This window comes from Bradyrhizobium sp. Tv2a-2 (assembly GCF_000472425.1).
In the GTDB taxonomy this organism is placed as follows: Bacteria; Pseudomonadota; Alphaproteobacteria; order Rhizobiales; family Xanthobacteraceae; genus Bradyrhizobium.
This window is the reverse complement of the sequence record NZ_AXAI01000019.1, coordinates 37358-61102: the sequence shown is the minus strand read 5'-3', so window position 1 is coordinate 61102 and position 23745 is coordinate 37358. Positions and strand designations below refer to the sequence as shown.

The following is a 23745-nucleotide window of genomic DNA, read 5'->3' as shown; positions in this document are numbered from 1 at the left end:
CTTCCGCGATGGCTTCTGGGAGCCCGCGCCGATGCTCCGCGTCGAGCGCGAACTCGATCATGCCGATGACGGCGCTTCGTGCGCTCAAATTGGACATGCTGGGTTACGGCTGTAACCCGATTTCAATCGCCTTTGGCAGGGCGATGCTGCATACTCCTTCGTGCAGCAGGCGGAGATAGACGTGCTCTAATGCCCCTCAGAGCGGCGAGCGGCTCGGCGACAATGACACCAGCGACACCAGCAGATCGGGCTCGATTATCATGTTTTCGTAGAGCCTATTCGCTCGGCGCGAGGCGGCGCTGCTGTCGCCGTTGGCGCCAGTGTCTGGCACGATCGAGATAGAGATAGACGACCGGCGTCGTGTAGAGCGTCAGGATCTGGCTCACGATCAGCCCGCCAAAGATGGCAATGCCCAGCGGCTGGCGGAACTCGCTACCCTCACCCATTCCGATCATCAGCGGGACCGCGCCGAACAGCGCCGCCATGGTCGTCATCATGATCGGCCGGAAACGCATCAAGCAGGCTTCGGTTATTGCTTCAGTCGACGACAGCCCGTGCTGACGCTCGGCGTCGAGCGCGAAGTCGATCATCATGATGGCATTCTTCTTCACGATGCCGATCAGGAGGATCACCCCGATCATCGCAATGATGTCGAACTCCGTGTGAAACAGCATCAGGGCCAGTACCGCGCCGACGCCGGCCGAAGGCAGTGTGGACAGGATCGTCAGCGGATGAATGTAGCTCTCATAGAGCATCCCGAGCGAGATATAGATGGTGGCGAACGCCGCCAGAACGAGGAACGGCTCGCTAGCCAGCGATTGCTGAAAGATTTTGGCGGCTCCAGCAAAATCGCCATGAATGCTCGGAGGCACGCCGATCCGTCTCATGGTCGTCTCGATTGCCGTAACCGCCGTACTCAGCGAAACACCCGGCGGGAGATTGAAGGAAACAGTGCTGGCGACGAAAAGGTCCTGATGATTGACGACCAGCGGGGTCTCGCCTTGCACGAAGCGGGCGACGCTGGACAGCGGGATCATCGTTTCCGGGCTGGTCGAGACGGCCGTCCCGGTCGAGGACACGCCCTTGCCGGTGGCGCCGATCGAGTTGGTCGCTAGATTGCGTGCCGCACTCGCCGCGACCGAACTGAAGGACGTCATTTGCGTCGGCGAAACCACCGTGCCGGCAACCGCGTTGCTCGCTTGTGAACCGCTCGCGGATCCGCCCGAGGTACTGATATAAACCTCCTTCAATGTCTCCGGGTTCTGCCAATACGGGGGCGCGACCTCCATGATGACGTGATACTGGTTGCGCGCGACATAGATCGTCGAGACCTGTCGCTGACCGAAGGCATCGTAAAGCGTGTTGTCGATCTGGCTGACCGTGAGCCCCAGGCGAGAGGCGGCGTCGCGATCGATGATCAGATTGGACTGCAAGGCCTTGTTCTGCTGATCGCTGGAGACATCGGCCAGATCAGGCACGGCCTGAAGGGCTGCGACGAGCTTGGGCGTCCATTCGTTCAGCTCGTCGAATGTCGAGCCTTGCAGCGTATATTGATACGCCGCATTGCCCGAGCGCCCTCCAGCGCCGAGATCCCCGATCGACTGCAGGAACAGTGTCGCACCCGCGACGACCGCCAGCTCGCTCCTGAGCCGCTCGATCACCTTGTCGGCCGCCAGATTGCGCTCGCCAAGCGGCTTCAGCGATGCGAATACCGTGCCGGTGTTGGTCGACGAGCCCGGACCCGGACCGCTGCCGCCGGTGAAACCAACGACGGTATCGACTGCCGGATCGCCTTTGACGATATCGACGAACTGCGTCAGCTTCTGCCGCATCAGTTGAAACGAGGTATGTTGATCGGCCCGGATCGATCCGATCAGCAGTCCCGTATCCTGTTGCGGGACAAAGCCCTTGGGAACGACGCGATAGAGATGGAAATTGAGGCCGAGGGTCGCAACCAGGATCAGCATCACCGATGCCGGATGACGCAGCGCGAGCTCAAGCGTCCGCCGGTAACCGCTCAGCATGAGATCAAAGATGCGCTCGCTCACCCGATAGATTCGCCCATGTGGCTGCTCCTGATCGCCGCGCAGCAGCACGGCGCACATCATAGGCGTCGTCGTCAGCGAGACCACGAGCGAGATCACGATGGCGATCGTGATGGTCATGGCGAATTCGCGGAATAGGCGACCGACCAGGCCCCCCATCAGGAGGATCGGGACAAAGACCGCGATCAATGACACGCTCATTGACAGAACGGTGAAGCCGACCTCGCGGGCGCCGAGCAGGGTGGCCTCCAGCCGCGACTTTCCGGCGTCCATGTGGCGGGTGATGTTTTCCAGCACGACGATGGCGTCGTCCACCACGAATCCGGTTGCGACCGTCAACGCCATCAGGGAGAAAATGTCGAGGCTGTATCCGAGCAGATACATGACGGCGAATGTCGCAACCAGCGACACCGAGACCGCAACCACCGGCACCAGCGTCGCGCGGGCGTTGCGCAGGAAAGCAAAGACCACGAGGATTACCAGAGCGACCGCGATGACCAGCGTAATCTCGACGTCCCGCAGCGAAGCCCGGATCGTCTTCGAGCGATCGACTGCGAGGGTGATGTCGATGGCCGGCGACACCGAGGCCTTGAGCTGGGGCATCAGCGACTTCACGCGGTCGACCATCTGGATGATGTTGGCGCCGGGCTGCCGGTACACGATCATCACGACCGCCGGCTTGCCGTTGGAGAGACCCAGTGTGCGGATGTTTTCCACGGAATCGGCGACATCGCCGACATCGGTGAGACGCACGGCGGCACCGTTGCGGTAGGCGACGATCAGCGACTTGTAGTCCTGCGCCTTCTGCGCCTGGTCGTTGGAGTAGATCTGGTAGCGCTGGTTCTCGACGTCAATGCCGCCCTTCGGGCTGTGCGCATTGGCGCTGGCGAGCGCGGCGCGGACATCCTCGAGTCCGATGCGGTATTTATAAAGCGCCGGAGGGACCAGTTCGACACGCACGGCCGGTAGCGATCCGCCGCTGACGGCGACCTCACCCACGCCCTCGACCTGCGACAGCTTCTGGGCGAGCACTGTCGAGGCGGCGTCATAGAGCTCAGCAGGCATCAGCGTGGCCGATGTCAAAGTGTAGATCAGGATCGGCGCCGAGGCGGGATTGAACTTGCGGTAGGACGGATTGCTGCGCAGGCTGGTCGGCAGGTCGGCGCGCGCCGCGTTGATCGCGGCCTGCACGTCGCGCGCGGCGCCGTTGATGTCGCGATCGATATTGAACTGCAGATTGATGCGGGCCGAACCGAGCGAGCTCTGTGACGTCATCTCGGTGACGTCGGCAATCTGGCCAAGATGACGCTCGAGTGGGCTTGCAACGGTGGCGGCCACATCCGCCGGACTGGCGCCGGGCAAGGTCGCCTGCACCGAAATGGTGGGAATGTCGACGTCAGGCAGCGGCGAGACCGGCAGCTTGAAGAACGCAATGACGCCGGCCACCACGAGTCCAAGCGACAGCAGCGTGGTGGCGACCGGACGGCGTATGAAGGGGCCTGACAGATTCATAACATGGGTGATCGCGGTCGTTTGCGGATCAGCTTCTATCCGGCTGCGCCCCGATGCAAAAGCTCCACAATGTCACAGAGGCCGCCACATCCCTGCCCCGTTTCTGTCGAAGCGCCTGAGGCCGCCCAGATCAATACTCGCCGTGGCCGCCGCTGTGCCGTTTGCTATTAAAATTCTATGCAGGGACGAGAACGATTTCCTCGTAAAATGCGTCACGCCCTCGCGCAAGCTGGGAACATGGAGAAATAATTTGCGTCTCGGAAAGTCTGCATGCGGGATCGGTCTGACCCTGGGGCTGCTTCTGGCTAGCCAGGTCGCCACGTTGGGGCAAGCACCGCCGCCACCCCATGACGCCATGGTCAAGAACGGCCCGCCGGCCTGGGACGCCAACCATGACGGTGTGTTCACCTGCGACGAATGGAAGAGCTTTGCCGACCGGATATTTACCTCTGCCGATCGCAATCACGACGGTAAGCTCGATCCAGCCGAGTTTGCAACCGTCCAAAAAGCAGACTCTGCGTTGGCGGATGCCGACTTCGGCTATTTCGATGAAAATCAGGACGCCAGGATCACGCGAAAGGAATTTGTAGAAAAGCCCAACGCGTTCATCTTGCGCTTCGACCGGAACAGCGACTGCCACGTCACTCCGGCTGAAATAAAGGCGACCATGGACCAGGAAGCCGGCCCGAAGGGACCCGCCGAGCGGCCGCACGACCGGTTTCACTGAACTCGAGATCGCGGCGCGGGGCTCCTGCCCTACGCCGCCTTCTTGCTCTCCGCCAGATCCGCAAGCTGCCGCAAAATCTCCGTCGTCCCCATGAGCCGCTCCTCCGGCGTCTCCCAATCCTGCAGGAATACGACCTTCATGTCGGGCCGCACCTTGGCGGCCTTGCCGTGCTGCTTGATGAAGTAGACGAGACGGTCGGGCTGGGCGAACGAGTTGTCGCGGAATGAGATGACCGCGCCCTTCGGACCCGCATCGACCTTCTCGACATTGGCGCGGCGGCAATAGCCCTTGATGGCGGCGACCTTGAAGAGATAGCGCACCTCGTCCGGCAGCACGCCGAAGCGGTCGCGCATTTCGGCGGCGAAGGTCTCGATCTCCTCGACGGTCTCGAGATCGGCAAGCCGCCGATACAGTGACAGCCGCACCGGCAAGTCGGCGACATAGTCCTCCGGGATCAGGACCGGCATGCCGATGGTGATCTGCGGTGACCAGCGCTCGGCGACCGGCTCGGTGATGCCGGCCTTGAGATTGACGATCGCCTCTTCCAGCATCTGTTGATAGAGCTCGAAGCCGACCTCCTTGATATGGCCGGACTGCTCCTCGCCCAGCAGATTACCGGCACCGCGGATGTCGAGGTCATGGGAGGCAAGCTGGAAGCCCGCGCCCAGATTTTCCAGCGACTGCAGCACGGTGAGCCTGCGCTCCGCCTGTGGCGTGATCTTCTGCTGCGCTGGCAGCGTGAACAGCGCGTAGGCCCGCAACTTCGAGCGGCCGACGCGGCCGCGCAGCTGGTAGAGCTGGGCGAGGCCGAACATGTCGGCGCGATGCACGATCAGCGTGTTGGCGTTGGGAATATCGAGACCGGACTCCACGATGGTGGTGGAGAGCAGCACGTCGAACTTGCCGTCGTAGAAGGCGGACATGATGTCCTCGATCACGGTCGGCGCCATCTGGCCGTGGGCCACGGCAACCTTCATCTCCGGCACAGTCTTGTCGAGGAAATCCTTCACATCGGCGAGGTCCTCGATGCGCGGCACGACGTAGAAGGCCTGGCCGCCGCGGTAGCGCTCGCGTAAGAGCGCCTCGCGGATCATCAGGGGATCGTGCGGAGCAACGAAGGTGCGCACCGCGAGCCGATCGACCGGGGGCGAGGCGATGATGGAGAGCTCGCGCACACCAGTCAAAGCGAGCTGCAGCGTGCGCGGGATCGGTGTGGCCGAGAGCGTCAGGACATGCACTTCCGCGCGCAATTGCTTCAGCCGCTCCTTGTGGCTGACGCCGAAATGCTGCTCCTCGTCGACGATCAACAGGCCCAGATCGCGGAACTTGATGGCTTTGCCGAGCAGCGCGTGGGTGCCGACGACGATGTCGATCGCGCCGTCGGTCAGCCCCTTTTTGACCTGGTTGAGCTCCTTGGTCGAGACCAGGCGCGACGCCTGCGCGATCTTGACCGGGAAGCCGCGGAAGCGCTCGGTGAACGTCTTGGCGTGCTGGCGCGCAAGCAGCGTGGTCGGGACCACGACCGCGACCTGCTTGCCGTCGAGCGCTACCGCAAAGGCCGCGCGCAGCGCCACCTCGGTCTTACCGAAGCCGACGTCGCCGCAGATCAGCCGGTCCATCGGACGGCCGGCATCGAGGTCCTTCAGCGTCGACTGGATCGCGGTGAGCTGGTCCTCGGTCTCGTCATAGGGGAAGCGCGCGCAGAACTCGTCATAGTGTCCCGCCTGCACCGCCAGTTTCGGCGCCTCGTGCAGCATGCGCTCGGCGGCGATCTTGATCAGCTCGCCCGCGATCTCGCGGATGCGGTTCTTCAATTTTGCCTTGCGCGCCTGCCAGCCGGTTCCCCCTAACCGGTCCAGCTCGACATTCAGACCCTCCGAGCCGTAGCGCGACAACAGCTCGATGTTTTCGACGGGCAGGAACAGCTTGGTTTCGGCGGCATAATGCAGCTCGAGGCAGTCATGCGGGGCGCCGGCGACATCAAGAGTCTGCAGCCCGACGAAGCGGCCGATGCCGTGCTCGACATGGACGACAATGTCGCCGGCGGACAGGCTCGTGATCTCCGCGATGAAATTGTCGGCCTTGCGGCTCGCCCTGCGCGGCCGCACCAGGCGGTCTCCGAGGATGTCCTCCTCGGTGATCAGCGCGACGTCGTCGGTCTCGAAGCCGCTGGTGAGCCCGAGCACCGCCAACATGGTCTCGTTGCGCGGCGTGGCCTGCACCGTGCGCCAGACATTGACGCTGGTGATATTGCTGAGCTTGTGGTCGCGCAGCATGCTCGCCATGCGGTCACGCGAGCCTTCGCTCCACAGCGCGATCACCACTTTCTTGCGCGCGGCCTGCAGCCCCTGGACGTGGGCAACCACCGCCTCGAACACGTTGACCGTGGTGTCGTTGCGCTCGGGCGCGAAGTCGCGGCCCTTGCGCGCGCCGGCGTCATGGACCCCTGCCCCCTCCGGGACCGCAAAGGCACTGACGCGCGCCAGCGCGGTCTCGTCCAGACGCTTGCTCCATTCGTCTTCGGTGAGGTAGAGCCGGTCGGGCGGCAGCGGCTTGTAGACGGCGCCGCCGCCCGGATGCTTCAGCGCCTCGCGGCGCGCGTCGTAGTAATCGGCGATCTGCCTGAAACGCTCGCGGACCGCGTCCTCCGACTGCGGCTCGATCGCAACCGGCGCGTCCCCGAGATAATCGAACAGCGTCTCCATCTTCTCCCAGAACAGCGGCAGCCAGTGCTCCATGCCGGGATGGCGACGGCCTTCGCTGACGGCCTCATAGAGCGGATCATCGCGCTCCGGCGCGCCGAACTCGGCCACATAGCCCATGCGGAAGCGGCGGATGCTCTCGGTGACCAGCTGGAATTCCGAGATTGGCACCAGGTCGAGCGAGCGCATATCGAGCAGTGTGCGCTGCGTCTCGGCATCGAAGGAGCGGATGGATTCCAGGCTGTCGCCGAAGAAGTCGAGCCGTACCGGTTGCTCGAGGCCGGCCGGAAACAGGTCGAGAATGCCGCCGCGCACGGCATATTCGCCGGGCTCGCGCACCGTCGAGGAGCGGGTGTAGCCGTTATGCTCAAGCCAGGCGACGATGGAATCCATCGGCACGACATGGCCGGGCGCGACCGACAGCGCCTGCGCTGCCACTTTGTCCCGCGGCGGAACACGCTGCACGACGGCGTTGACGCTGGTGAGCACGATCAGCGGCTTGTCGCTGCCAGCAAGGCGCGAGAGCCTGGCAAGCGTGGTCATGCGTTGGGCCAGGATGCCGCCATGCGGCGAGACGCGATCATAGGGCTGGCAATCCCAGGCCGGGAACTGCATCACCGGCAAATCGGGTGCGAAAAACTCCAGCGCGCGTGCGAGCTGCTGCATCCGCGGCCCATCGCGGCAGATGACAGCGAGACTGATCGCGGGCTTCTTCGGCCGTCCGCCGACCGCACGCGCGAGATCGGAGATGATCAGGCCCTCGGCGCCTTCGGCGACGTTGGCAATCGTCAGCGCGCGGCCCGCCTGCAACAGGTCGGCCGGCGAGGCAGTGGTCTTCTTCATAGGTCCTGGTCCACCGCGCGGAACGCCTTGAGGCGCTTGAACAGCGCGCCCGCATCAGCAGGCGGCAACTCCTTGTCGCCGATCAACGCTGCATAGAGGTCCGGATCGGGCACCTCGATCAGGCGCTCGAGCTCAGTCAGCTCGCCGTCGGTGAGATTGGCGATCTCCTGGTCGGCAAAGCGGCCGAGAATGAGGTCCATCTCGCGGGTGCCGCGGTGCCAGCAGCGAAACAAAAGCCGCTTGCGGCGGTCGTCAAGGCCGACGCTCGATCGGGTCGTTCCAGTCATCTCATTATCCAGAATAACGCCAAAAGCCCGGACGGGCCGGGCGAGCCTCATATAGCCATCGGGATGACCGATGTCAGCTGTTATCGTTGGATCTCTGCCCTGCCAAAAAACCGTGCTTGCCAAAAAACCGTGGATGCTTGCGATAAAGCCGGGCATGAGGGACAGGATCGGTCCTAGATTCCTGCCATGCGCCCCACTTTGCTCAATCCGCTGTTTGCGCCGGTGACCAGCCTTCCCGGCGTCGGGCCGAAGCAAGAGGGGCTATTGCGCTATCTACTCGGCCGCGACGAGACACCGCGCCTGGTCGACCTCCTGCTGCACCTTCCGTCCAGCGTGATCGACCGCAGGACACGGCCGAAAATCCGCGATGCGGTCCAGGGAACCGTGGTGACGCTGGAAGTGACGGTGGACCGGCACCGCCCGCCGCCGCCGCGCAACGCCCGCGCACCCTATCTGGTCTATGCCAGCGACGACACCGGCGACGTCGTTCTCACCTTTTTCCGCGCCAAGCCCGGCTATGTCGAGAAGCTCTTGCCGATGGGCGCAAAGCGCTACGTCTCCGGCACGCTGCAGATGTATGACGGCACCCCGCAGATCGTGCATCCCGATCGCGTGGTGGATGAAGAGGCCTTTGCAAAGCTCTCCGGCATCGATCCGGTCTATCCGCTGACCGAGGGGCTGGCGCTGGGAGCACTCAAGCGTGCAATCGCGCAGGCGCTGCAAAAGCTCCCAGAACTTCCGGAATGGATCAGCCCGGAGGTGATGCGCCGTTGCCACTTCCCGCCAATCCGCGAAGCGCTGACGCGTGTGCATATCCCGGTCGAAATGACCGATGTGCTGCCCGACGGCCCGTTCTGGTCGCGGCTCGCTTTCGACGAGCTGCTTGCCGGACAATTGGCCCTGGCGCTCGTGCGCGCGCAGTTGCGACGCCCCGCCGGCAACCGCCATGCCGGCGACGGCCATCTGCGCAAAAGGATCATCGATGCCCTGCCCTACGCGCTGACTGCATCACAACGCGGCGCGGCCGCTGCGATTGCCGGGGATTTACAGCAGCCCGTGCGCATGCTGCGGCTGCTGCAGGGCGATGTCGGCTCCGGCAAGACCGTGGTGGCGCTGCTTGCGGCTGCCGCGGTGGCCGAAGCCGGCAAGCAGGCGGCACTGATGGCGCCGACTGAAATTCTGGCGCGGCAGCATGTAAAGACGGTCACGCCGCTCGCCGAGGCAGCCGGCCTCGAGGTCGCGATCCTGACCGGTCGCGAAAAAGGCAAGGAACGGCGCGACATACTGGCGCGGTGTGAGGCGGGCGAGATTGATTTTCTTGTCGGTACCCATGCGCTGATCCAGGACGATGTGATTTTTAGAGCTCTGGCGCTTGCGGTTGTCGACGAGCAGCACCGCTTCGGCGTGCGGGAGCGCCTTGCGCTGACCGAGAAAGGTGAAACGGTCGACGTGCTGGTCCTGAGTGCAACGCCGATCCCGCGCACGCTGGTGCTGACCTATTTCGGCGACATGGACGTCTCGGAATTGCGCGAGAAGCCAGCCGGCCGCCAGCCGATCGATACCCGTGCGGTGCCCGACAGCCGCCTTGAGGAAGTGACCGAGGCTGTCGGGCGCGCGCTCGCTGCAGGCAAGCGCGTCTACTGGATCTGCCCGCTGGTCGAGGAGTCCGAGACCGTCAATCTCACCAACGCCGAGGCGCGCTTCAAAAGCCTGCATCAGCGCTTCGGCGACAAGGTCGGCCTCGTCCATGGCAAGATGCGCGGCACCGAGAAGGACCGCGTGATGGCGCAATTCGCCTCCGGCGACATTGGGCTATTGGTTGCGACAACGGTGGTCGAGGTCGGCGTCGACGTTCCCGCCGCGACCGTCATGGTGATCGAGAATGCCGAGCGCTTTGGCCTCGCACAGTTGCATCAGCTGCGCGGCCGCATCGGTCGTGGCTTGGAAGCCTCGACCTGCCTTCTGCTCTACCGCGAGCCGCTGGGTGAAATGTCCAAAGCGCGGCTGAAGGCGATCCGCGAGACCACCGACGGCTTCAGGATCGCCGAAGAGGATCTGCGGCTGCGCGGCGAAGGCGACGTGCTCGGCGTCCGCCAGAGCGGCCTGCCCGGCTACCGCGTCGCGCGCTCCGACGTGCACGCCCAATTGATCACGCAGGCCCGCGACGAGGCGCTGCGCATCATGAAGGCCAATCCCAAGCTGACGGGCACACAAGGCGAGGCGCTGCGCTGCCTGCTTTATTTGTACGAGCGGGACGAGGCTTTGCCGCTGATGGGGGCGGGATGATTTTGGGCACCGTCATCCCCGACGATGCATCAGCATCGAACCCGCAATCTCGACATTCTCAGGTACGCAATTGCGCACCATAGTTCGCGCCTTGCGCGCCGCGGAATGACAGCGGAAATCAATCCACCTTCGCCGGCTCAGGCTGCAGCGCCGAGGCGCTGCCGGCATTGGCGATGCGCGCGGCATTGGCCATGCCGGTAAGGGCTGCGACCTTCTTCTGCTGGTCGGCGCCGGGCTGCACCACACCTGCGGACATGATCAGCGTCGCAGCCTCCTCGGCGGTCATGTCGACCTCGATGATCTTGCTCTTGGGCACATAGAAGAAGAAGCCGGTTGTCGGGTTTGGCGAGCATGGCAGGAACACCGAGATGTGGTCCTCCTTGCCGGGCAGGCTGCTTGCGACATCCGCGCTCGGCGGCTGCGAGATCAGGACGATCGACCACATGCCGGGCGAGGGAAATTCGACCAGGCCAACGCGGCGAAAGCTCGAGCCCTGCCCCGAGAACAACGTCTCGAACACCTGTTTCATGGCACGGTAGATCGCGCGCACCGCCGGAATCCGTCCGAGAAACCGCTCGCCGATGTCGACCAGCGTGCGCCCGATCAGATTGGCGGTGAGAAAGCCGAGCAACGTCAGCGCAACCACGGCGACAATCAGGCCGGATCCCGGCACGCCGAATGGCAAATAGGTCTCCGGCCGGTACGCGAAGGGAACGAAGGGACGCACCAAGCCGTCCACCCAGGTGACGAACCACCAAGTCAGGTACAGCGTAATCGCGACGGGACCCGCCACGATCAGGCCGGTCAGGAAATAGTTCCGCAACCGGCCCATCACGCCGGTATGGGTCGCCGGCGGCAGGGCCGCAGGCTCGGTGGGGGGCAAATCGTCGCGGGAGGTCATTCGAGTTCCAGATCGGGCCGCCAACTGCTGAGCTATGGTCTTGTAGCAGGTTTTTGAAGACCACAGCCGCCCGACTTTGGCCTACCCGGCTACTCGACGGTGACCGATTTGGCAAGATTACGCGGCTGATCCACGTCCGTCCCCATCACCACGGCGGTGTGATAGGCCAGAAGCTGCACGGGAATGGCGTAGACCATGGGCGAGAAGGTCGCGGCCATGTCGGGCAGCACGATCGTAACGAGGGAATCCACGGTTGCTTCCGCGGCTCCCTTGGCGTCGGTCATCAGGATGATGTTGCCGCCGCGGGCGGCGACCTCCTGCATGTTCGACACCGTTTTCTCGAAGACGCGGTCGTAAGGCGCGATCACCACCACCGGCATGGTCTCGTCGATCAGCGCAATCGGGCCGTGCTTGAGCTCGCCCGCAGCATAGCCCTCGGCATGGATGTAGGAGATTTCCTTGAGCTTCAGGGCGCCCTCCAATGCCAGCGGATAGGAGGTGCCGCGGCCGAGATAGAGCACATCGCGGGATTTCGCGATGTCGCGGGCGAGCTTCTCGATCTGCGGCTCGGTCGCCAGCGCAGCTGAAATCAGCCTGGGTATCTCGATCAACCCCTGCACCAGCGTGGCCTCATCGGTGCCGGACAATTCACCGCGCGCCTTGCCCGCGGCAACCGCAAGCGAGGCCAGCACCATCAGCTGGCACGTGAAGGCCTTGGTCGAGGCGACGCCGATTTCGGGCCCCGCGAGCGTCTGCATGACGATCTTGCTCTCGCGCGCAATCGTCGAGGTCGGCACATTGACGACCGACAGCGTATGCAGCCCCTGCGACTTGGCATAGCGCAGCGCGGCGAGCGTATCGGCGGTCTCACCCGATTGCGAAATGAAGATCGCAAGGTCGTCCTTGCGCAAGGGCGCCTCGCGGTAGCGAAACTCGGAAGCGACATCGAGCTCGACCGGAATGCGTGCCAGACGCTCGAACCAGTATTTGGCGATGAAGCCGGCATAGCTCGCCGTGCCGCAAGCAGTGATCGAGATGCGCTGGATATCGCGGAAATCGAACGGCAGCTCTTGCGGCAGCGCCACGCGCGCGCGCGCCATATCGACATAGCGCGCAAGCGTATGTCCCACCACTTCCGGCTGCTCGTGGATCTCCTTGGCCATGAAGTGGCGGTAGTTCGCCTTGTCGATCAGGAAGGACGAGGCACCGGACTTCAGCACCTCGCGGTGCACTTGCGTGCCTTGCGCGTCATAGATCACGCTTGAATCCCGCGTGAGCACCGCCCAGTCACCGTCCTCGAGATAGGTGATGGTGTCGGTGAAGGGCGCGAGCGCAATCGCATCCGACCCCAGATACATCTCGCCGTCGCCATGACCGACCGCGAGCGGCGATCCCTTGCGGGCGCCGATCATCAGATTGTTGTGGCCTCTGAACAGGAAAGCGAGCGCGAACGCACCACGCAGATGCGGCAGCGATGCCTTCACCGCAGCTTGCGGCGAATCGCCCTTCTTCAGGTAGGACTCGACGAGATGCACCACCACCTCGGTATCCGTCTCTGTCGCGAATTGCGCGCCCTGCTTCTCCAGCCCTTCACGCAGTTCGCGGAAATTCTCGATGATGCCGTTATGGACCACGGCGACATTCTCCGTCGCATGCGGATGCGCGTTGGTCTCGTTCGGCTTGCCATGGGTGGCCCAGCGGGTGTGACCGATGCCGGTGTGGCCATCGAGCGGCTCGCCGCGCAGCCGCTTCTCCAGGTTCTTCAGCTTGCCCTCGGCGCGCCGACGCGCGAGGTGGTCACCCTCCAGCGTCGCGACGCCCGCGGAATCATAGCCGCGATATTCCAGCCGCTTGAGTGAATCGACCAGTTGCTCGGCAACCGGCGCGCGCCCCAAAATGCCTACAATCCCGCACATGCGGATCGATATCCCCTGCTGCAACTGAAAATCATCTTCAAGCCTTAGGGAATCTCTTAACGAAATTCGCTGACACCAAGGTACTCAATAATTATTGCCGATTGCGACAACCTTAAACCGAAACCTTAACGTGGCCCAGGTGGGTTTTCGCCCGCGGTTCTCGCGGCGTCGTGCTTAACCCACCGTCAACGCTTCTGGCGAACGATGGATCAAAAGTGGAGAACCGAGCGTCCGAGTTTTCGGACGTCGAGCAGTAGGCGGCCGTCCGCTCACGCCTTCGGCTTCTTGTTCCTCGTCTTGATCTCGCGATAGCGTGCGGCTCCTCCTTCCCGAATGTTCAGCGGGCTGCGCTCGACGGCCATCGCATCGTCGGGCACATTGCGTGTGATCACCGAGCCCGAGCCGATATAGGCGCCGTTGCCGATTTTCACGGGCGCGACCAGCGAGGAGTTGGTGCCGACGAACGCGGCTTTGCCGATCAGCGTCTTGTGCTTGGAGAAGCCGTCGTAATTGCAGGTGATGGTGCCGGCGCCGATATTGGAGCCGGCGCCGATCTCGGTGTCGCCGATATAAGAGAGATGATTGACCTTGACGCCGGCCTCGAGCCGCGCCGCCTTGGTCTCGACGAAATTGCCGATTTTGGCGCCCTCGCCGAGCGAGGTGCCCGGGCGCAGCCGCGCATAGGGACCGACCGACGCGCGGCTGCCAACCGACGTTTCGACCAGATGCGAGAAAGAATGGATCACCGCGCCGTCTTCGATGGTGACGCCTGGCCCGATCACCACAAACGGCTCGATGGTGACGTCCTTGCCGAATTTGGTGTCGGCAGCGAGAAACACCGTCTCCGGGGCGATCATGGTCACGCCTGCTTCGAGCGCCCGCTTGCGCAGCCGCGCCTGCATGACGGCCTCGGCTTCCGCAAGCTGGGCTTTGGTGTTGATGCCGCGCACTTCGTCCTCGCTGGTTTCGATCACCACGGCCTCCAAGCCCATGTCGTTCACGATCGCAACTGCGTCGGTCAGGTAATATTCGCCCTTGCGGTTGTGGTTGTCGATCCTATCCAGAATTGCCAGCGCCTTGTCGCCCCTAAACGCCATGACGCCGGCATTGCAGAGGTCGATTTTTCGCTCCTCCGCGCTCGCATCGGCATGCTCGCGGATCGCAACCAGGCGGCCGCCAGCCGTCAGAAGCCGACCATAGCCGGTCGCATCAGCGGCCCGAAAGCCGAGGACGGCGAGCGCCGCGCCCGCTTTCAGCGCCGCGCGCAGGCGCTCGAAGGTCGCGGCGGAGATCAGCGGCGTGTCGCCGAAGGCGATCAAAAGATCGTCAGCCCCCCGCGCGATCGCCTCCCGTGCTGCCAGCACCGCGTGTGCCGTCCCTAGCCGCTCGCGCTGGACGAAGATGGCGGCATCGCCGCGCTGGCCCCTCGCCTCATCGGCTACCGCCGTATGGTCCGGGCCGATTACCACGGCAAGCGTTGCGCTTTCACTGGAAGGAGCGGCTCTAAGCACATGCGCCAGCAGGGACTGGCCCGCCACCGGGTGCAGGACCTTAGGCGTGAGGGAGCGCATCCGCGTCCCCTCGCCGGCGGCAAGCACCACGGTCAGGCTGGATCGGGCGGTCATCCGAAGTCCTTTTTCGAGAGCGTTGTCAGCGCGCCGTCATAATGGGTTTTCCCCGCCCCGCAAACGTCCGGGACTCAGGAACGGTGCCCAAATCCTGTTAATGTTTGCCTGTGATTCGTTGAGGTTCCCCTTCGTATGGCAAAGCAAACGGACCGATTGGCGGGCGCCGCTAAGACCGAAAAGGCCGGCAGCCCAATCTCCGGGCTGTTCGCCGAAGAGAATGAATTCGACCGCCGTGCGCTCTGGCGGATCGGCAGCTGGGGTGCGGCCGCCGTCGGTGCTGTGACGCTGGCTGTAATGTCCAATCAATGGTCGCTGGGCTTGCGGCGCGAGCAGGTCGCAGCCGCCGATCTCGCGCGGCAGGCACAGCAAATCCAGTCGCTGGCAAAGGAAAGTCAGAACGAGACGCGGCGGATAGCTTCCGCCATTGAGACGCTGAACAACGATCGCGACCGGCTGTTTTCCCGGGTCACCGTGATCGAGCAGGGACTGGATTCGGTGACCGGCGCGCTGGCCAAGCAGACCGCGCTGGTCCCCACGGCATCGACCGCTCCGCAAGCCTCGGCCGACCCGCAGGCGTCGAACGTGCCTACGGGGACGCCACAGGCGCCGCAGCAAAGTGCTGCAGCCGCCCAGCCCCCGGTTCCTGCCCCGGTCACGACGACAGCCGCCTCATCCGGACCGGACAAGCCCCGCGCGGATGCCGGCAAAACTGACGCTTCCGCATCTGCCGCCGCTGCGGCAAATACCGCGACCGCAACAAACGCCGGCGCCGCAACCACGGCGATGATCTCTTCCACGGCGGGATCGTCGCTGATGGCCAAATCGACCATGGGGCCGCCCGACCCTGCCGCACCCAGGCTGGTTGACGCCTTGAAATCGGCCGACGCCACGCCGACCGATATCAAGGGCGCGGACACCAAGGGTTCCGATATGAAGATGGCTGAAGCCAAGGTGGACGCCAAGGCCGACACCAAGGGGACAGATGCGCCGCTTTCGGCATCCTCCGGAGTCGTCGCGTCCGCCAACGGCGCCGATGAGGCTGACACGCCGGTGGCAAGCGTCGCCGTGAAGCGCACGGACTTCGCCGTCGACCTCGGCAGTGCCAATTCACTCGGGGGCTTGCGCGCGCTCTGGCGCGGCGTGCGGCATTTGAACACGGAACTAGGGACCCTGAGCCCGATCGTCGTCATTCGGGAAGGCCGCACCGGGCTTGGCATGCAGCTCCATCTCGCCGCCGGGCCGCTGAAGGACGCCGCCGCAGCGGCCAAGATCTGCGCAATGCTGACCGAGACCAAGCGCGCTTGCGAAACCACCGTCTATGACGGCCAGCGCCTGGCCATGAAGTCGGATGAGATACAGTCGCCGCCTACGATCAAGGCAGCAGGCCCGGATGCCGGCGCGGAAGCCAAATCCTCCGAGACCAAGTCTTCTGACGCGAAGCTCAACGCCAACGCGGAGGGCAAGGCGGATGCCAAGCCGAGCGCGTCGTCGGGCTCGTCCAAGCGCGGTTGGTACCGGCACGCCAAGAAGGAGGAGCCGCCGCCTCCGCCGGCCAGGCCGCCGGAGCCGGCGTCGACCTCGACCTTATCCGCGCTGTTCGGCCGCAAATAGGGCTGACATCTCCCCTCGTCTTTGCAAGGCCTTGGGTGTAGGTCTTCACCTGCCTTCGGCGTCCTGCGCCGAGGCCATGACCCTACTCCAGTACCCCGCTGCCAAGTACCAAGTACGAAGAGAATCCGTGAAGAAAACCCCGTTTCGGCTCACGCCCTATCAGGTGCAATGGCTCCTGATCGTCGGCTTCCTCACCGTTGGCTATGCGCTTTATCTGCGCTATCTCGCGATCGAGTTCTCGCCGGTGGCACTGGCCTGCGACGGCGGCCTGCAGACCATGGCCTGCAAGGGGCGCGCGCTCGCAACCGTCCTGTTCAAGAACTCGGTGTTCGGCATCGTCGCGCTGGTGATCGCGGCACTCCACGTCATCCGCCCCTCGATCGTGCTGCTCACGGGCGGCCTGATCGCGGCCGGGCTCGGGATCGTGCTCTACAATGTCGCGCTATCGGGGATTGCGATCGGCCTGCTTATTTTGGGATTCGCGCGGCCCGCGCCCGCCACAGCGTGACGGCGAGCAGGACGTAGATCGCGCCGGTCCAGAGCGCCTGCCAATTGTCCCTGCCCTCGTTCAAGCCGGTATAGATCGCCGAGATCATCAAGAGGCTTGCGAACACGGCTTCCGCGAGCGGACGCTGGCCTTCCTGCGGACGATTCAGCGTCAAGGTCGCGAACGGGATGACAGCCATGGTCAGCGCGGCAAAGGGAAAATCGCGGTAGCGCGGATCGAACACGAAGCCGAGCGCCGTCTCGCTGCCGATCAGAACGGCCGTCACCAGCACGATCCCCAACAGGAAGGTCGTGACCGATCTCTGCTTGTCGTCGCGTGGGCCGAGCAGATCCAGGAAAGTTGGCAGGCTCCGTCCCGACACCAGCGCATTAGCGCACAGCAAGGGTGAGGCGATGCCGGCCGCGAGCAGCGCACCCCATTGCACCCAGCCGCCCACGCCGTAACTCTCGTAGAGCATCTTGTCGACTGCAATCCCGAGCAGGATCCCACCCGTGGTCGCGGACAGGCCGACCGCAATCCAGGCCGCCGGGCGCGGCGTCCAGGGCCGGCGGCGCAAGGTCAGCCCCGCCACCGCAAAGGTCAGTATGCTCAGCACCATGCCCGCGCCCATCTGCCACTTCCAAAGCGGGAAATTGCTGATCGGTTCGCCGGCTGGATATTTCAACGCCCGCCGTACTGCGTCGAACAGGCCCCAATAGCCGCCGACCGTGCCCTCGAGCTGCCGCTTCCACGGCTGGTCATAGGCCTCGATCAGATTGACGCGGAAATTCTCCTGCTTGGCGCGTGTCAGGATCTCCGACACGACGCGGGCCTGGTTAGTCCGCGACGGCAGCGCGCCCTCGCGCATCCGCCCGGCGCTCGGCCAGCCGGTCTCACCGATCAGGATTTCCTTGCCCGGAAAAACCGCCGCCATGTCCTTGCGGATGGAATCGACATGGTCGGCAGCAAATTTGGCGCGGATCGGGAGGTCCTCCCAATAGGGCAGGATGTGAATGGTGATGAAATCGACCGCGTCATAAATTTCACGGTTCTTCTTCCAATATTCCCAGACGTCGGCATAGGTCACGGGCACCGTGACCTGCGACTTCACCGAGCGAATGATCGCGGCGAGGTCGTTGGCCGTCATCTCCCCGCGCAGCAGCACCTCGTTTCCGACCACGACGGCGGAGATCGTGTCAGGGTATTCCCGGGTCAGCCTGACCACGATCGAAATCTGGTTCAGGTTCTTGAACCGGTTGCTTGAGAGCCAGATGCCCTGGATCACCTTGAGCCCGGCCTTCTTGGCGATGCCCGCGATGATGTCCTGGCCGTTCTCGATGGAATAGGTACGGATGCAATCGGTGACCTTGGCGAGCTGGCTCAGGTCCTGCTCGACCTGCTCGGCCGTGATTTGGGTCGAGGGATTAAGCGGCGTCTGCCCGTTGCGGAACGGCGCGTAGGACACGCATTGCAGCCTGGCACTTGGGTCGATCGGCGCGCGCGCAAGCGTGATGGGCGTGGCCAGCCACCACCACACGGCAGCAATCGCACCCAGGGATATGAGCAAAAGCGCCAGTGGCGTACGAAAAGAAATCTGTTCCATCCTCCAGCCGGGGGACGCAGGAATTAGCCGGAAGCTGGCCGTCTGCCAAGAGGCCTATGAGGAGCCTGTGTGGGGCCTATTCATCAGTGGCCGACCAGCGCACTGGCCGAAAAGCCCGCCGCTTTGCCGCAGCAACGACCGCCTGGCCGCGACGATTGACTGCCAAAGCGATAAAGTTGTGGCTTTGCTGGACAAAATCTCAAATACAGGTCATGGGATCAGGCAGACGCCTCTGCCGCATTGGAGACCTATTTGGTCGGCATCACCGCCGCATCCGTGGGGCTTGAGGGCAGCGGAAGGTTTTTGAGACATTTGGGGAATCCATGCGTCGACGCGTGCTTGAGCTTCAGAAATCGTTTGTGCGCCGTCTCGCAATTCCCGGGCTTGTTGTCCTCATAAGCGTCGGCAGCGCCGCTCCCTCGTTCGCCCAGAGTGGCGACAACCACGCCCAGGACCAGGGCAAGCAAGCGCCCGCCAATCCGGCCGATGCGTCCAAGGAGAATCAACGCAAGATCGACGAATTTGTTGAAGCGGCTCAGGCCATCAACGGCCCCGCCGGCAATCCCGAATGCGTCTGGCTCGGCCGCCGCGTGGTCCAGCTCATGTTCAGAGACGATCTCGATACCGCATTCCGTCACCTCGATCTCTATGACCGTTTCGGCTGCCCCGGCGGGCATGTCCAGGCGGCGTTCCGCTGCCTCACCCGCTTCTTCGCCCAGATCGATGACAAGGTGCCGAACAGCCTCAGCAACCACGTCCAGGCCTGCTGGATCAACCCCAACGCCCAGCCACAGGCTGCGGCCGCACCTCCGTCGTCTCAGCCGTCCACGACGGCTGGCTCCGCCGCGCCTGCCCCCGCCTCCTCGCCACAACCGACCGCCTCGCCGCAGCCAGCGGCGAAATAGCGCGCCCCACGGTTCACAGCAGGTTCAGGAACGATTGCGCATCATCGGCATTGGAACAACGCCCTTAAACTGCCATGCCGCCATGCCTGTTGTTTAATGGCGTGGCAGCACTATCCTAAAGTCGCCGTCCCGTCGGCCGAACCCTGGGGACAGGTTCGCTTCTCTTACCCCGTGCCCCATCTGGTCTAGTCGCGATGCGCGCCGTCGTTGCCGTTCTGCTGTTTGTCAGCGCTGTTCATGCGGCGCTCTGGGGCATTCTCCAGGACAAGCAGGAAGCCCCCGATTTCAAGGGGCTCCTGCCAAGCGTCTCCTACGCGCCGTTCGAACCGGGCCATACCGTCGACGTCCTCGTCGACCCCGACAGGATTCGCGCCGACTTAAAGAAGCTCTCCACCATCACCCGGGCGGTCCGCCTATACTCCTCGACGGAAGGCAACGAGCTGGTGCCGCCAATCGCCGCCGAGTTCGGCCTGAAGGTGACGGTGGGCGTCTGGATCGATGATCGCAAGGACCGCAACGAGCGCGAGATCGACGCCGCCATCAACCTCGCTCGGCGCAACAGCAATGTCATCGGCGTCGTGGTCGGCAACGAGACCATCTACCGAGGCGAGCAGATCCCGATCGAGAATCTTGGGCTACCTCCCGAATCCGGGGAGACCGAGAGAATCCTGTTCGAAGAAGCCCAGCGGCTTCGCGACGCGGAAGCACAGCCGGAGGCCGAGGACAAGAGAGCTGGCGCATTGAAATGGGCGTTTGCGGAAAACAACGTTCAGCGGCTCGCAAGGCTTATCCAGCGCGTCAAGAAGTCCGTCAACGTTCCCGTCAGCACCGGTGAAATCTGGAATATCTGGCGCGAACATCCATCGCTCGTCTCCAATACTGATTTCATTGCAGCCCACGTGCTGCCCTACTGGGAGCGCTTCTCGTCCACGCAGGCGGTCGACCAGGCGTTCATCATCTATCAGCAGCTGCGGAACCAATATCCGGGCAAGCGGGTGATGCTCGCCGAGTTCGGCTGGCCGAGCGCCGGCTATAATCTGATGGACGCAGATCCCGGCCCGTTCCAGCAGGCCAGGGTGCTGCGCAATTTTGTCGCCCGCGCCGAATCCATCGGCATGGAATACAACATCGTCGAGGGAATCGATCGGCCCTGGAAATATTTTGAAGGCGGCGTCGGTCCCTACTGGGGCATTCTCAACGCCGAGCTCGAGCCCAAATTTTCCTGGGTCGGCCCGATCGTCTATCCCGACTACTGGAAGCTCGCCACCATTGCGCTCCTGGTTGGCATCCTGCTGTCGCTGCCGATCCTGCGGCTGGCCGGGCCTACTCCACTGCAGGCGTTGGTGCTCGCGGCGACCGCCAACGGCGTCGGTGCCTGGGTCGCGACCGTATTTGCCTTTTGGGATGGCCACTATTTCATCTTCGGTTCGGCCTTTGCACTGACCCTTGGCCTGACACTTCTGGTGCCGCTGATCCTGATCGCGATGGCGCGGATCGAGGAGATCGCAGCCGTCGCTTTCGGCCGGCCGCCGCAGCGGCTTCTGGCCAAGGGACAGGCTATGCCAGCGCTGCCGGAAGGCGCGCCCTACCCCAAGGTTTCGATCCATGTGCCGGCCTATTTCGAGCCACCGGAGATGCTCAAGCAGACGCTCGATGCGCTGGCGCGGCTGGATTACCCGAACTACGAATGCGTCATCATCATCAACAACACGCCTGACCCGGCATTCTGGCAGCCGATCCAGGATCACTGCCGCGCGCTCGGCGAGCGCTTCAAGTTCATCAATGCCGAGAAGGTCAAGGGCTTCAAGGCCGGCGCGCTTCGCATCGCCATGGACCGCACCGCGGTGGATGCGGAAATCATCGGCATTATCGATGCCGACTATGTTGTCGATCCCGACTGGCTGAAGGATCTGGTGCCGGCCTTTGCCGATCCGCGTGTCGGCCTCGTGCAAGCGCCACAGGACCATCGCGACGAAGATCTGTCGTTGATGCACTACATCATGAATGGCGAATATGCCGGCTTCTTCGACATCGGCATGGTTCAGCGCAACGAGGAAAACGCCATCATCGTGCATGGCACGATGTGCCTGATCCGCCGCGCGGCGATGGACATGGCTGGCGGCTGGTCCAGCGACACGATCTGCGAAGACACCGACCTCGGCCTTGCGATCCAGGAACTCGGCTGGCTCACGCACTACACCAACCGCCGCTACGGCCAGGGCCTGTTGCCCGACACCTATGAGGCCTTCAAGAAACAGCGCCACCGCTGGGCCTATGGCGGCTTCCAGATCGTCAAGAAGCACTGGCGGCGCTTCCTGCCCGGCCGGAGCCGGCTGACCCCCGACCAGAAGCGCGAGTTCTCCCTCGGCTGGCTAAACTGGCTGGGGGCCGAGAGCCTCGGCGTCGTGGTCGCGATCCTCAACCTGATCTGGGTCCCGATCGTGGCCTTTGCCGACATCGCCATTCCCGACAAGATCCTGACGCTGCCGATCGTTGCGTCCTTCGTGGTCTCGCTGGTGCATTTCCTGGTGCTGTACCGTTTGCGCGTGCCGGTGAAGACCGGGCAGATGCTCGGCGCCATGATCGCGGCCATGAGCGTGCAATGGACTGTCAGCCGCGCGGTGGCGCAGGGCTTGATCACCGAACATCTGGCCTTCGCCCGCACGTCCAAGGGCGGCCTGTCCAGCATGTCGATCGAGTTCCAGGCATTCTGGGAGGCCGTGATCGGGGTCCTCCTGCTGGCCGGGGCCGCCGTGCTGGTTGGAACCAACACCAAGCAGGTTCGGGAAATCTATCTTTTTGCGGGCGTGTTGGTGCTGCAAAGCCTGCCCTTCCTCGCGGCGGTCGCCATCGCGACGCTCGAGCTGTCGCGAGCCAATTCCTTTGCCTTCTGGCGCAACACGGCGGTGCGCACCGCCGAGCTGATCGGCCTGCGTCCCGTGGCGCTACCGGTCGCCCCACCCCAGCGGATCGGCACCGAGGTGCCGCGCGACGGCTGACGGGAGCAGTCGGAGCTGATGTGCATGTCGGCCGCGCAAGCACGCTTCTAACGGTCTGCCCGACCACATAAATCCACAAATCATGGCCTCCGGGCGAGCTGCACCGGGGCCGCGACTATTGACCGACGGAAGATGGGCCCCTACACAGCGCGGGCCGGAGCATGGTCCAAAACGGCGCGATCCGCGTTGTGTCAACCGACCAAGCCGCTTCCTCTGGAGCGAGCGCGTAGCTCAGCCGGTAGAGCACGTGACTTTTAATCACGGGGTCCTGGGTTCGAGCCCCAGCGCGCTCACCAAACTCTCAGATAATACAAAGGCTTACGGGGTATAGCGGGGACTTTTTCGCCATGCCGATTCTCGTGTCCGCGCAGTGTCCGCAAAATGAAGACAAAAGAAAAAGCCCGCCGACCGGGCGGGCTCTTCGGTGGTGGTGTCCTTCAATTTCTTGCTGGGCCGGTTTGCATCACCGTTAACACTTGAGGCGTGATCTCGCGCGCCTCCCCCGACGCCCACGCTTCGCTTGCCAGCGCGTTGATGATCGCCGGAAATGCCTCCAGCGGCAGGATGAGATCGGCCACCACGCGCTGGCCATCGTTTTCGGCGGGTTCGGGCAGCGTAAAGATCAGTCGACGGTTTGGTCCGAGGCGATCGATGCGTGCCAGTTCGCAGGCAAAGACGGCGGGGCCGTCCATGTTGATTAAATACGCCATGGCTCAGCCCTCCTACGCGGAGATGTCGCAGGCGGCGGAGGCCTGCCCGTCATCGTCAGGCATCGGGATGCCAGTCAGCGAGGAAATGATCACGGCCGTTCCCCACTCGTCGCCCGTTTCTTGGCCGAGGTTGATTTCGTCGCACCAGCAATTTTCGACGATTGCAAGCGCGAGTGCGCGGTAGCCCTCCAGCGTCGTCGGCCGTAGCCCGAGCATCTGTTTGTAGACTTCGGTCATCTGGTCAGAGATCAGGTTGCCCGCCAGCTCGGCCGCCGCCAAGCCGGAATGCTCGAGCGCCTCCTTCCGCGAGCACGTCATTTGATTCGAGCGCGTCATTTGATCGTACGCCTCATTGCATCGCATGGATTCGACCTCCGACGCCCTTTCCAGCACGCGCAGGGCGGATATCTGCCTCCCCAGCGCGACCAGCTTCGCATCGTCGCCTGTCGGCATCGCCGCCGCAACAACGGGGACGGCGGATGTGATAGTCTCGGGCTGCTTCTGAAACTTTCGCTGATGGGTGGCCGTGATCAGATCTAGACCCTTCCTGGTTGCGGTCTTCCGCGCAGCTTTTGACATGGCG

The 23745-nt window shown here is 63.6% G+C and carries 15 protein-coding genes and 1 tRNA gene; 7 read left to right on the top strand and 9 right to left on the bottom strand.

The features are described from left to right. Window positions 1-275: 275 nt before the first annotated feature. Window positions 276-3557: an efflux RND transporter permease subunit gene (locus A3AI_RS0131555; protein ID WP_024519408.1), complete on the bottom strand. Its 3282-nt coding sequence runs from the start codon at window positions 3555-3557 to the stop codon at window positions 276-278. A gap of 142 nt (window positions 3558-3699) precedes the next feature. Here A3AI_RS0131555 and A3AI_RS46550 point away from each other — a divergent pair, with 142 nt between their 5' ends. Continuing rightward, a complete protein-coding gene (locus A3AI_RS46550) occupies window positions 3700-4284 on the top strand; it encodes an EF-hand domain-containing protein (RefSeq protein ID WP_198030249.1) in 585 nt (194 codons plus the stop codon). 29 nt (window positions 4285-4313) lie between these two features. Here the strand turns inward: A3AI_RS46550 and mfd are convergent, their stop codons facing one another. Then, the gene (gene mfd, locus A3AI_RS0131545) at window positions 4314-7829 is read right to left on the bottom strand and encodes a transcription-repair coupling factor (protein ID WP_024519406.1); all 3516 of its coding nucleotides are present in this window, start codon (window positions 7827-7829) and stop codon (window positions 4314-4316) included. Beyond that, entirely contained in the window at window positions 7826-8116 is a 291-nt protein-coding gene (locus A3AI_RS0131540) for an FAD assembly factor SdhE (RefSeq protein ID WP_024519405.1), read from the bottom strand. Before A3AI_RS0131540 ends, mfd begins: the two co-directional genes overlap by 4 nt. Before the next feature lie 186 nt (window positions 8117-8302). Here A3AI_RS0131540 and recG point away from each other — a divergent pair, with 186 nt between their 5' ends. Beyond that, window positions 8303-10402 carry an ATP-dependent DNA helicase RecG gene (gene recG / locus A3AI_RS0131535; RefSeq protein ID WP_024519404.1) on the top strand — a complete coding sequence of 700 codons (2100 nt, stop codon included), beginning with the start codon at window positions 8303-8305 and terminating at the stop codon, window positions 10400-10402. Between the two features lie 118 nt (window positions 10403-10520). Here recG and A3AI_RS0131530 read toward each other — a convergent pair whose 3' ends face one another. The 3 genes from A3AI_RS0131530 to glmU form a co-directional block, all read right to left on the bottom strand. Next, window positions 10521-11303: a DUF502 domain-containing protein gene (locus A3AI_RS0131530; RefSeq protein WP_024519403.1), complete on the bottom strand. Its 783-nt coding sequence runs from the start codon at window positions 11301-11303 to the stop codon at window positions 10521-10523. Window positions 11304-11392: 89 nt separating this feature from the next. Continuing rightward, entirely contained in the window at window positions 11393-13219 is a 1827-nt protein-coding gene (glmS, locus tag A3AI_RS0131525) for a glutamine--fructose-6-phosphate transaminase (isomerizing) (RefSeq protein WP_024519402.1), read from the bottom strand. 269 nt (window positions 13220-13488) lie between these two features. Then, window positions 13489-14844: a bifunctional UDP-N-acetylglucosamine diphosphorylase/glucosamine-1-phosphate N-acetyltransferase GlmU gene (gene glmU, locus A3AI_RS0131520; protein WP_024519401.1), complete on the bottom strand. Its 1356-nt coding sequence runs from the start codon at window positions 14842-14844 to the stop codon at window positions 13489-13491. 135 nt (window positions 14845-14979) lie between these two features. Here glmU and A3AI_RS0131515 point away from each other — a divergent pair, with 135 nt between their 5' ends. Together A3AI_RS0131515 and A3AI_RS0131510 are read left to right on the top strand one after the other, a co-directional pair. Further along, window positions 14980-16458 carry a hypothetical protein gene (locus A3AI_RS0131515; RefSeq protein WP_024519400.1) on the top strand — a complete coding sequence of 493 codons (1479 nt, stop codon included), beginning with the start codon at window positions 14980-14982 and terminating at the stop codon, window positions 16456-16458. A 127-nt stretch (window positions 16459-16585) separates the two neighbouring features. Beyond that, window positions 16586-16966 (top strand): hypothetical protein, encoded by a 381-nt coding sequence (locus A3AI_RS0131510; protein WP_024519399.1) that lies wholly within the window; start codon window positions 16586-16588, stop codon window positions 16964-16966. On the opposite strand, the gene A3AI_RS0131505 is transcribed toward A3AI_RS0131510, so the two are convergent. Next, window positions 16926-18548 carry a glycoside hydrolase family 17 protein gene (locus A3AI_RS0131505; protein ID WP_024519398.1) on the bottom strand — a complete coding sequence of 541 codons (1623 nt, stop codon included), beginning with the start codon at window positions 18546-18548 and terminating at the stop codon, window positions 16926-16928. The two genes, A3AI_RS0131510 and A3AI_RS0131505, sit on opposite strands and share 41 nt — an antisense overlap. Before the next feature lie 323 nt (window positions 18549-18871). Here A3AI_RS0131505 and A3AI_RS49480 point away from each other — a divergent pair, with 323 nt between their 5' ends. The 3 genes from A3AI_RS49480 (at window position 18872) to A3AI_RS0131490 (ending at window position 22748) form a co-directional block, all read left to right on the top strand. Beyond that, window positions 18872-19453 carry a hypothetical protein gene (locus A3AI_RS49480; RefSeq protein WP_024519397.1) on the top strand — a complete coding sequence of 194 codons (582 nt, stop codon included), beginning with the start codon at window positions 18872-18874 and terminating at the stop codon, window positions 19451-19453. A 194-nt stretch (window positions 19454-19647) separates the two neighbouring features. Further along, a complete protein-coding gene (locus A3AI_RS0131495; RefSeq protein WP_024519396.1) occupies window positions 19648-22452 on the top strand; it encodes a glycosyltransferase in 2805 nt (934 codons plus the stop codon). 220 nt (window positions 22453-22672) lie between these two features. After that, a tRNA-Lys gene (locus A3AI_RS0131490) sits at window positions 22673-22748 on the top strand. A 141-nt stretch (window positions 22749-22889) separates the two neighbouring features. On the opposite strand, the gene A3AI_RS0131485 is transcribed toward A3AI_RS0131490, so the two are convergent. After that, a complete protein-coding gene (locus A3AI_RS0131485) occupies window positions 22890-23162 on the bottom strand; it encodes a hypothetical protein (RefSeq protein WP_024519395.1) in 273 nt (90 codons plus the stop codon). A 12-nt stretch (window positions 23163-23174) separates the two neighbouring features. Continuing rightward, window positions 23175-23741, bottom strand: coding sequence for a hypothetical protein (locus A3AI_RS0131480; protein WP_024519394.1), 567 nt, complete (start codon window positions 23739-23741; stop codon window positions 23175-23177). Between the last annotated feature and the right edge of the window lie 4 nt (window positions 23742-23745).

Coding starts and splice junctions, on each gene's coding strand:
- A3AI_RS0131555 (WP_024519408.1), bottom strand. CDS start 3,557: ATGAATCTGTCAGGCCCCTTCATACGCCGTCCGGTCGCCACCACGCTG.
- mfd (WP_024519406.1), bottom strand. CDS start 7,829: ATGAAGAAGACCACTGCCTCGCCGGCCGACCTGTTGCAGGCGGGCCGC.
- A3AI_RS0131540 (WP_024519405.1), bottom strand. CDS start 8,116: ATGACTGGAACGACCCGATCGAGCGTCGGCCTTGACGACCGCCGCAAG.
- recG (WP_024519404.1), top strand. CDS start 8,303: ATGCGCCCCACTTTGCTCAATCCGCTGTTTGCGCCGGTGACCAGCCTT.
- A3AI_RS0131530 (WP_024519403.1), bottom strand. CDS start 11,303: ATGACCTCCCGCGACGATTTGCCCCCCACCGAGCCTGCGGCCCTGCCG.
- glmS (WP_024519402.1), bottom strand. CDS start 13,219: ATGTGCGGGATTGTAGGCATTTTGGGGCGCGCGCCGGTTGCCGAGCAA.
- glmU (WP_024519401.1), bottom strand. CDS start 14,844: ATGACCGCCCGATCCAGCCTGACCGTGGTGCTTGCCGCCGGCGAGGGG.
- A3AI_RS0131515 (WP_024519400.1), top strand. CDS start 14,980: ATGGCAAAGCAAACGGACCGATTGGCGGGCGCCGCTAAGACCGAAAAG.
- A3AI_RS0131505 (WP_024519398.1), bottom strand. CDS start 18,548: ATGGAACAGATTTCTTTTCGTACGCCACTGGCGCTTTTGCTCATATCC.
- A3AI_RS49480 (WP_024519397.1), top strand. CDS start 18,872: ATGCGTCGACGCGTGCTTGAGCTTCAGAAATCGTTTGTGCGCCGTCTC.
- A3AI_RS0131495 (WP_024519396.1), top strand. CDS start 19,648: ATGCGCGCCGTCGTTGCCGTTCTGCTGTTTGTCAGCGCTGTTCATGCG.
- A3AI_RS0131485 (WP_024519395.1), bottom strand. CDS start 23,162: ATGGCGTATTTAATCAACATGGACGGCCCCGCCGTCTTTGCCTGCGAA.
- A3AI_RS0131480 (WP_024519394.1), bottom strand. CDS start 23,741: ATGTCAAAAGCTGCGCGGAAGACCGCAACCAGGAAGGGTCTAGATCTG.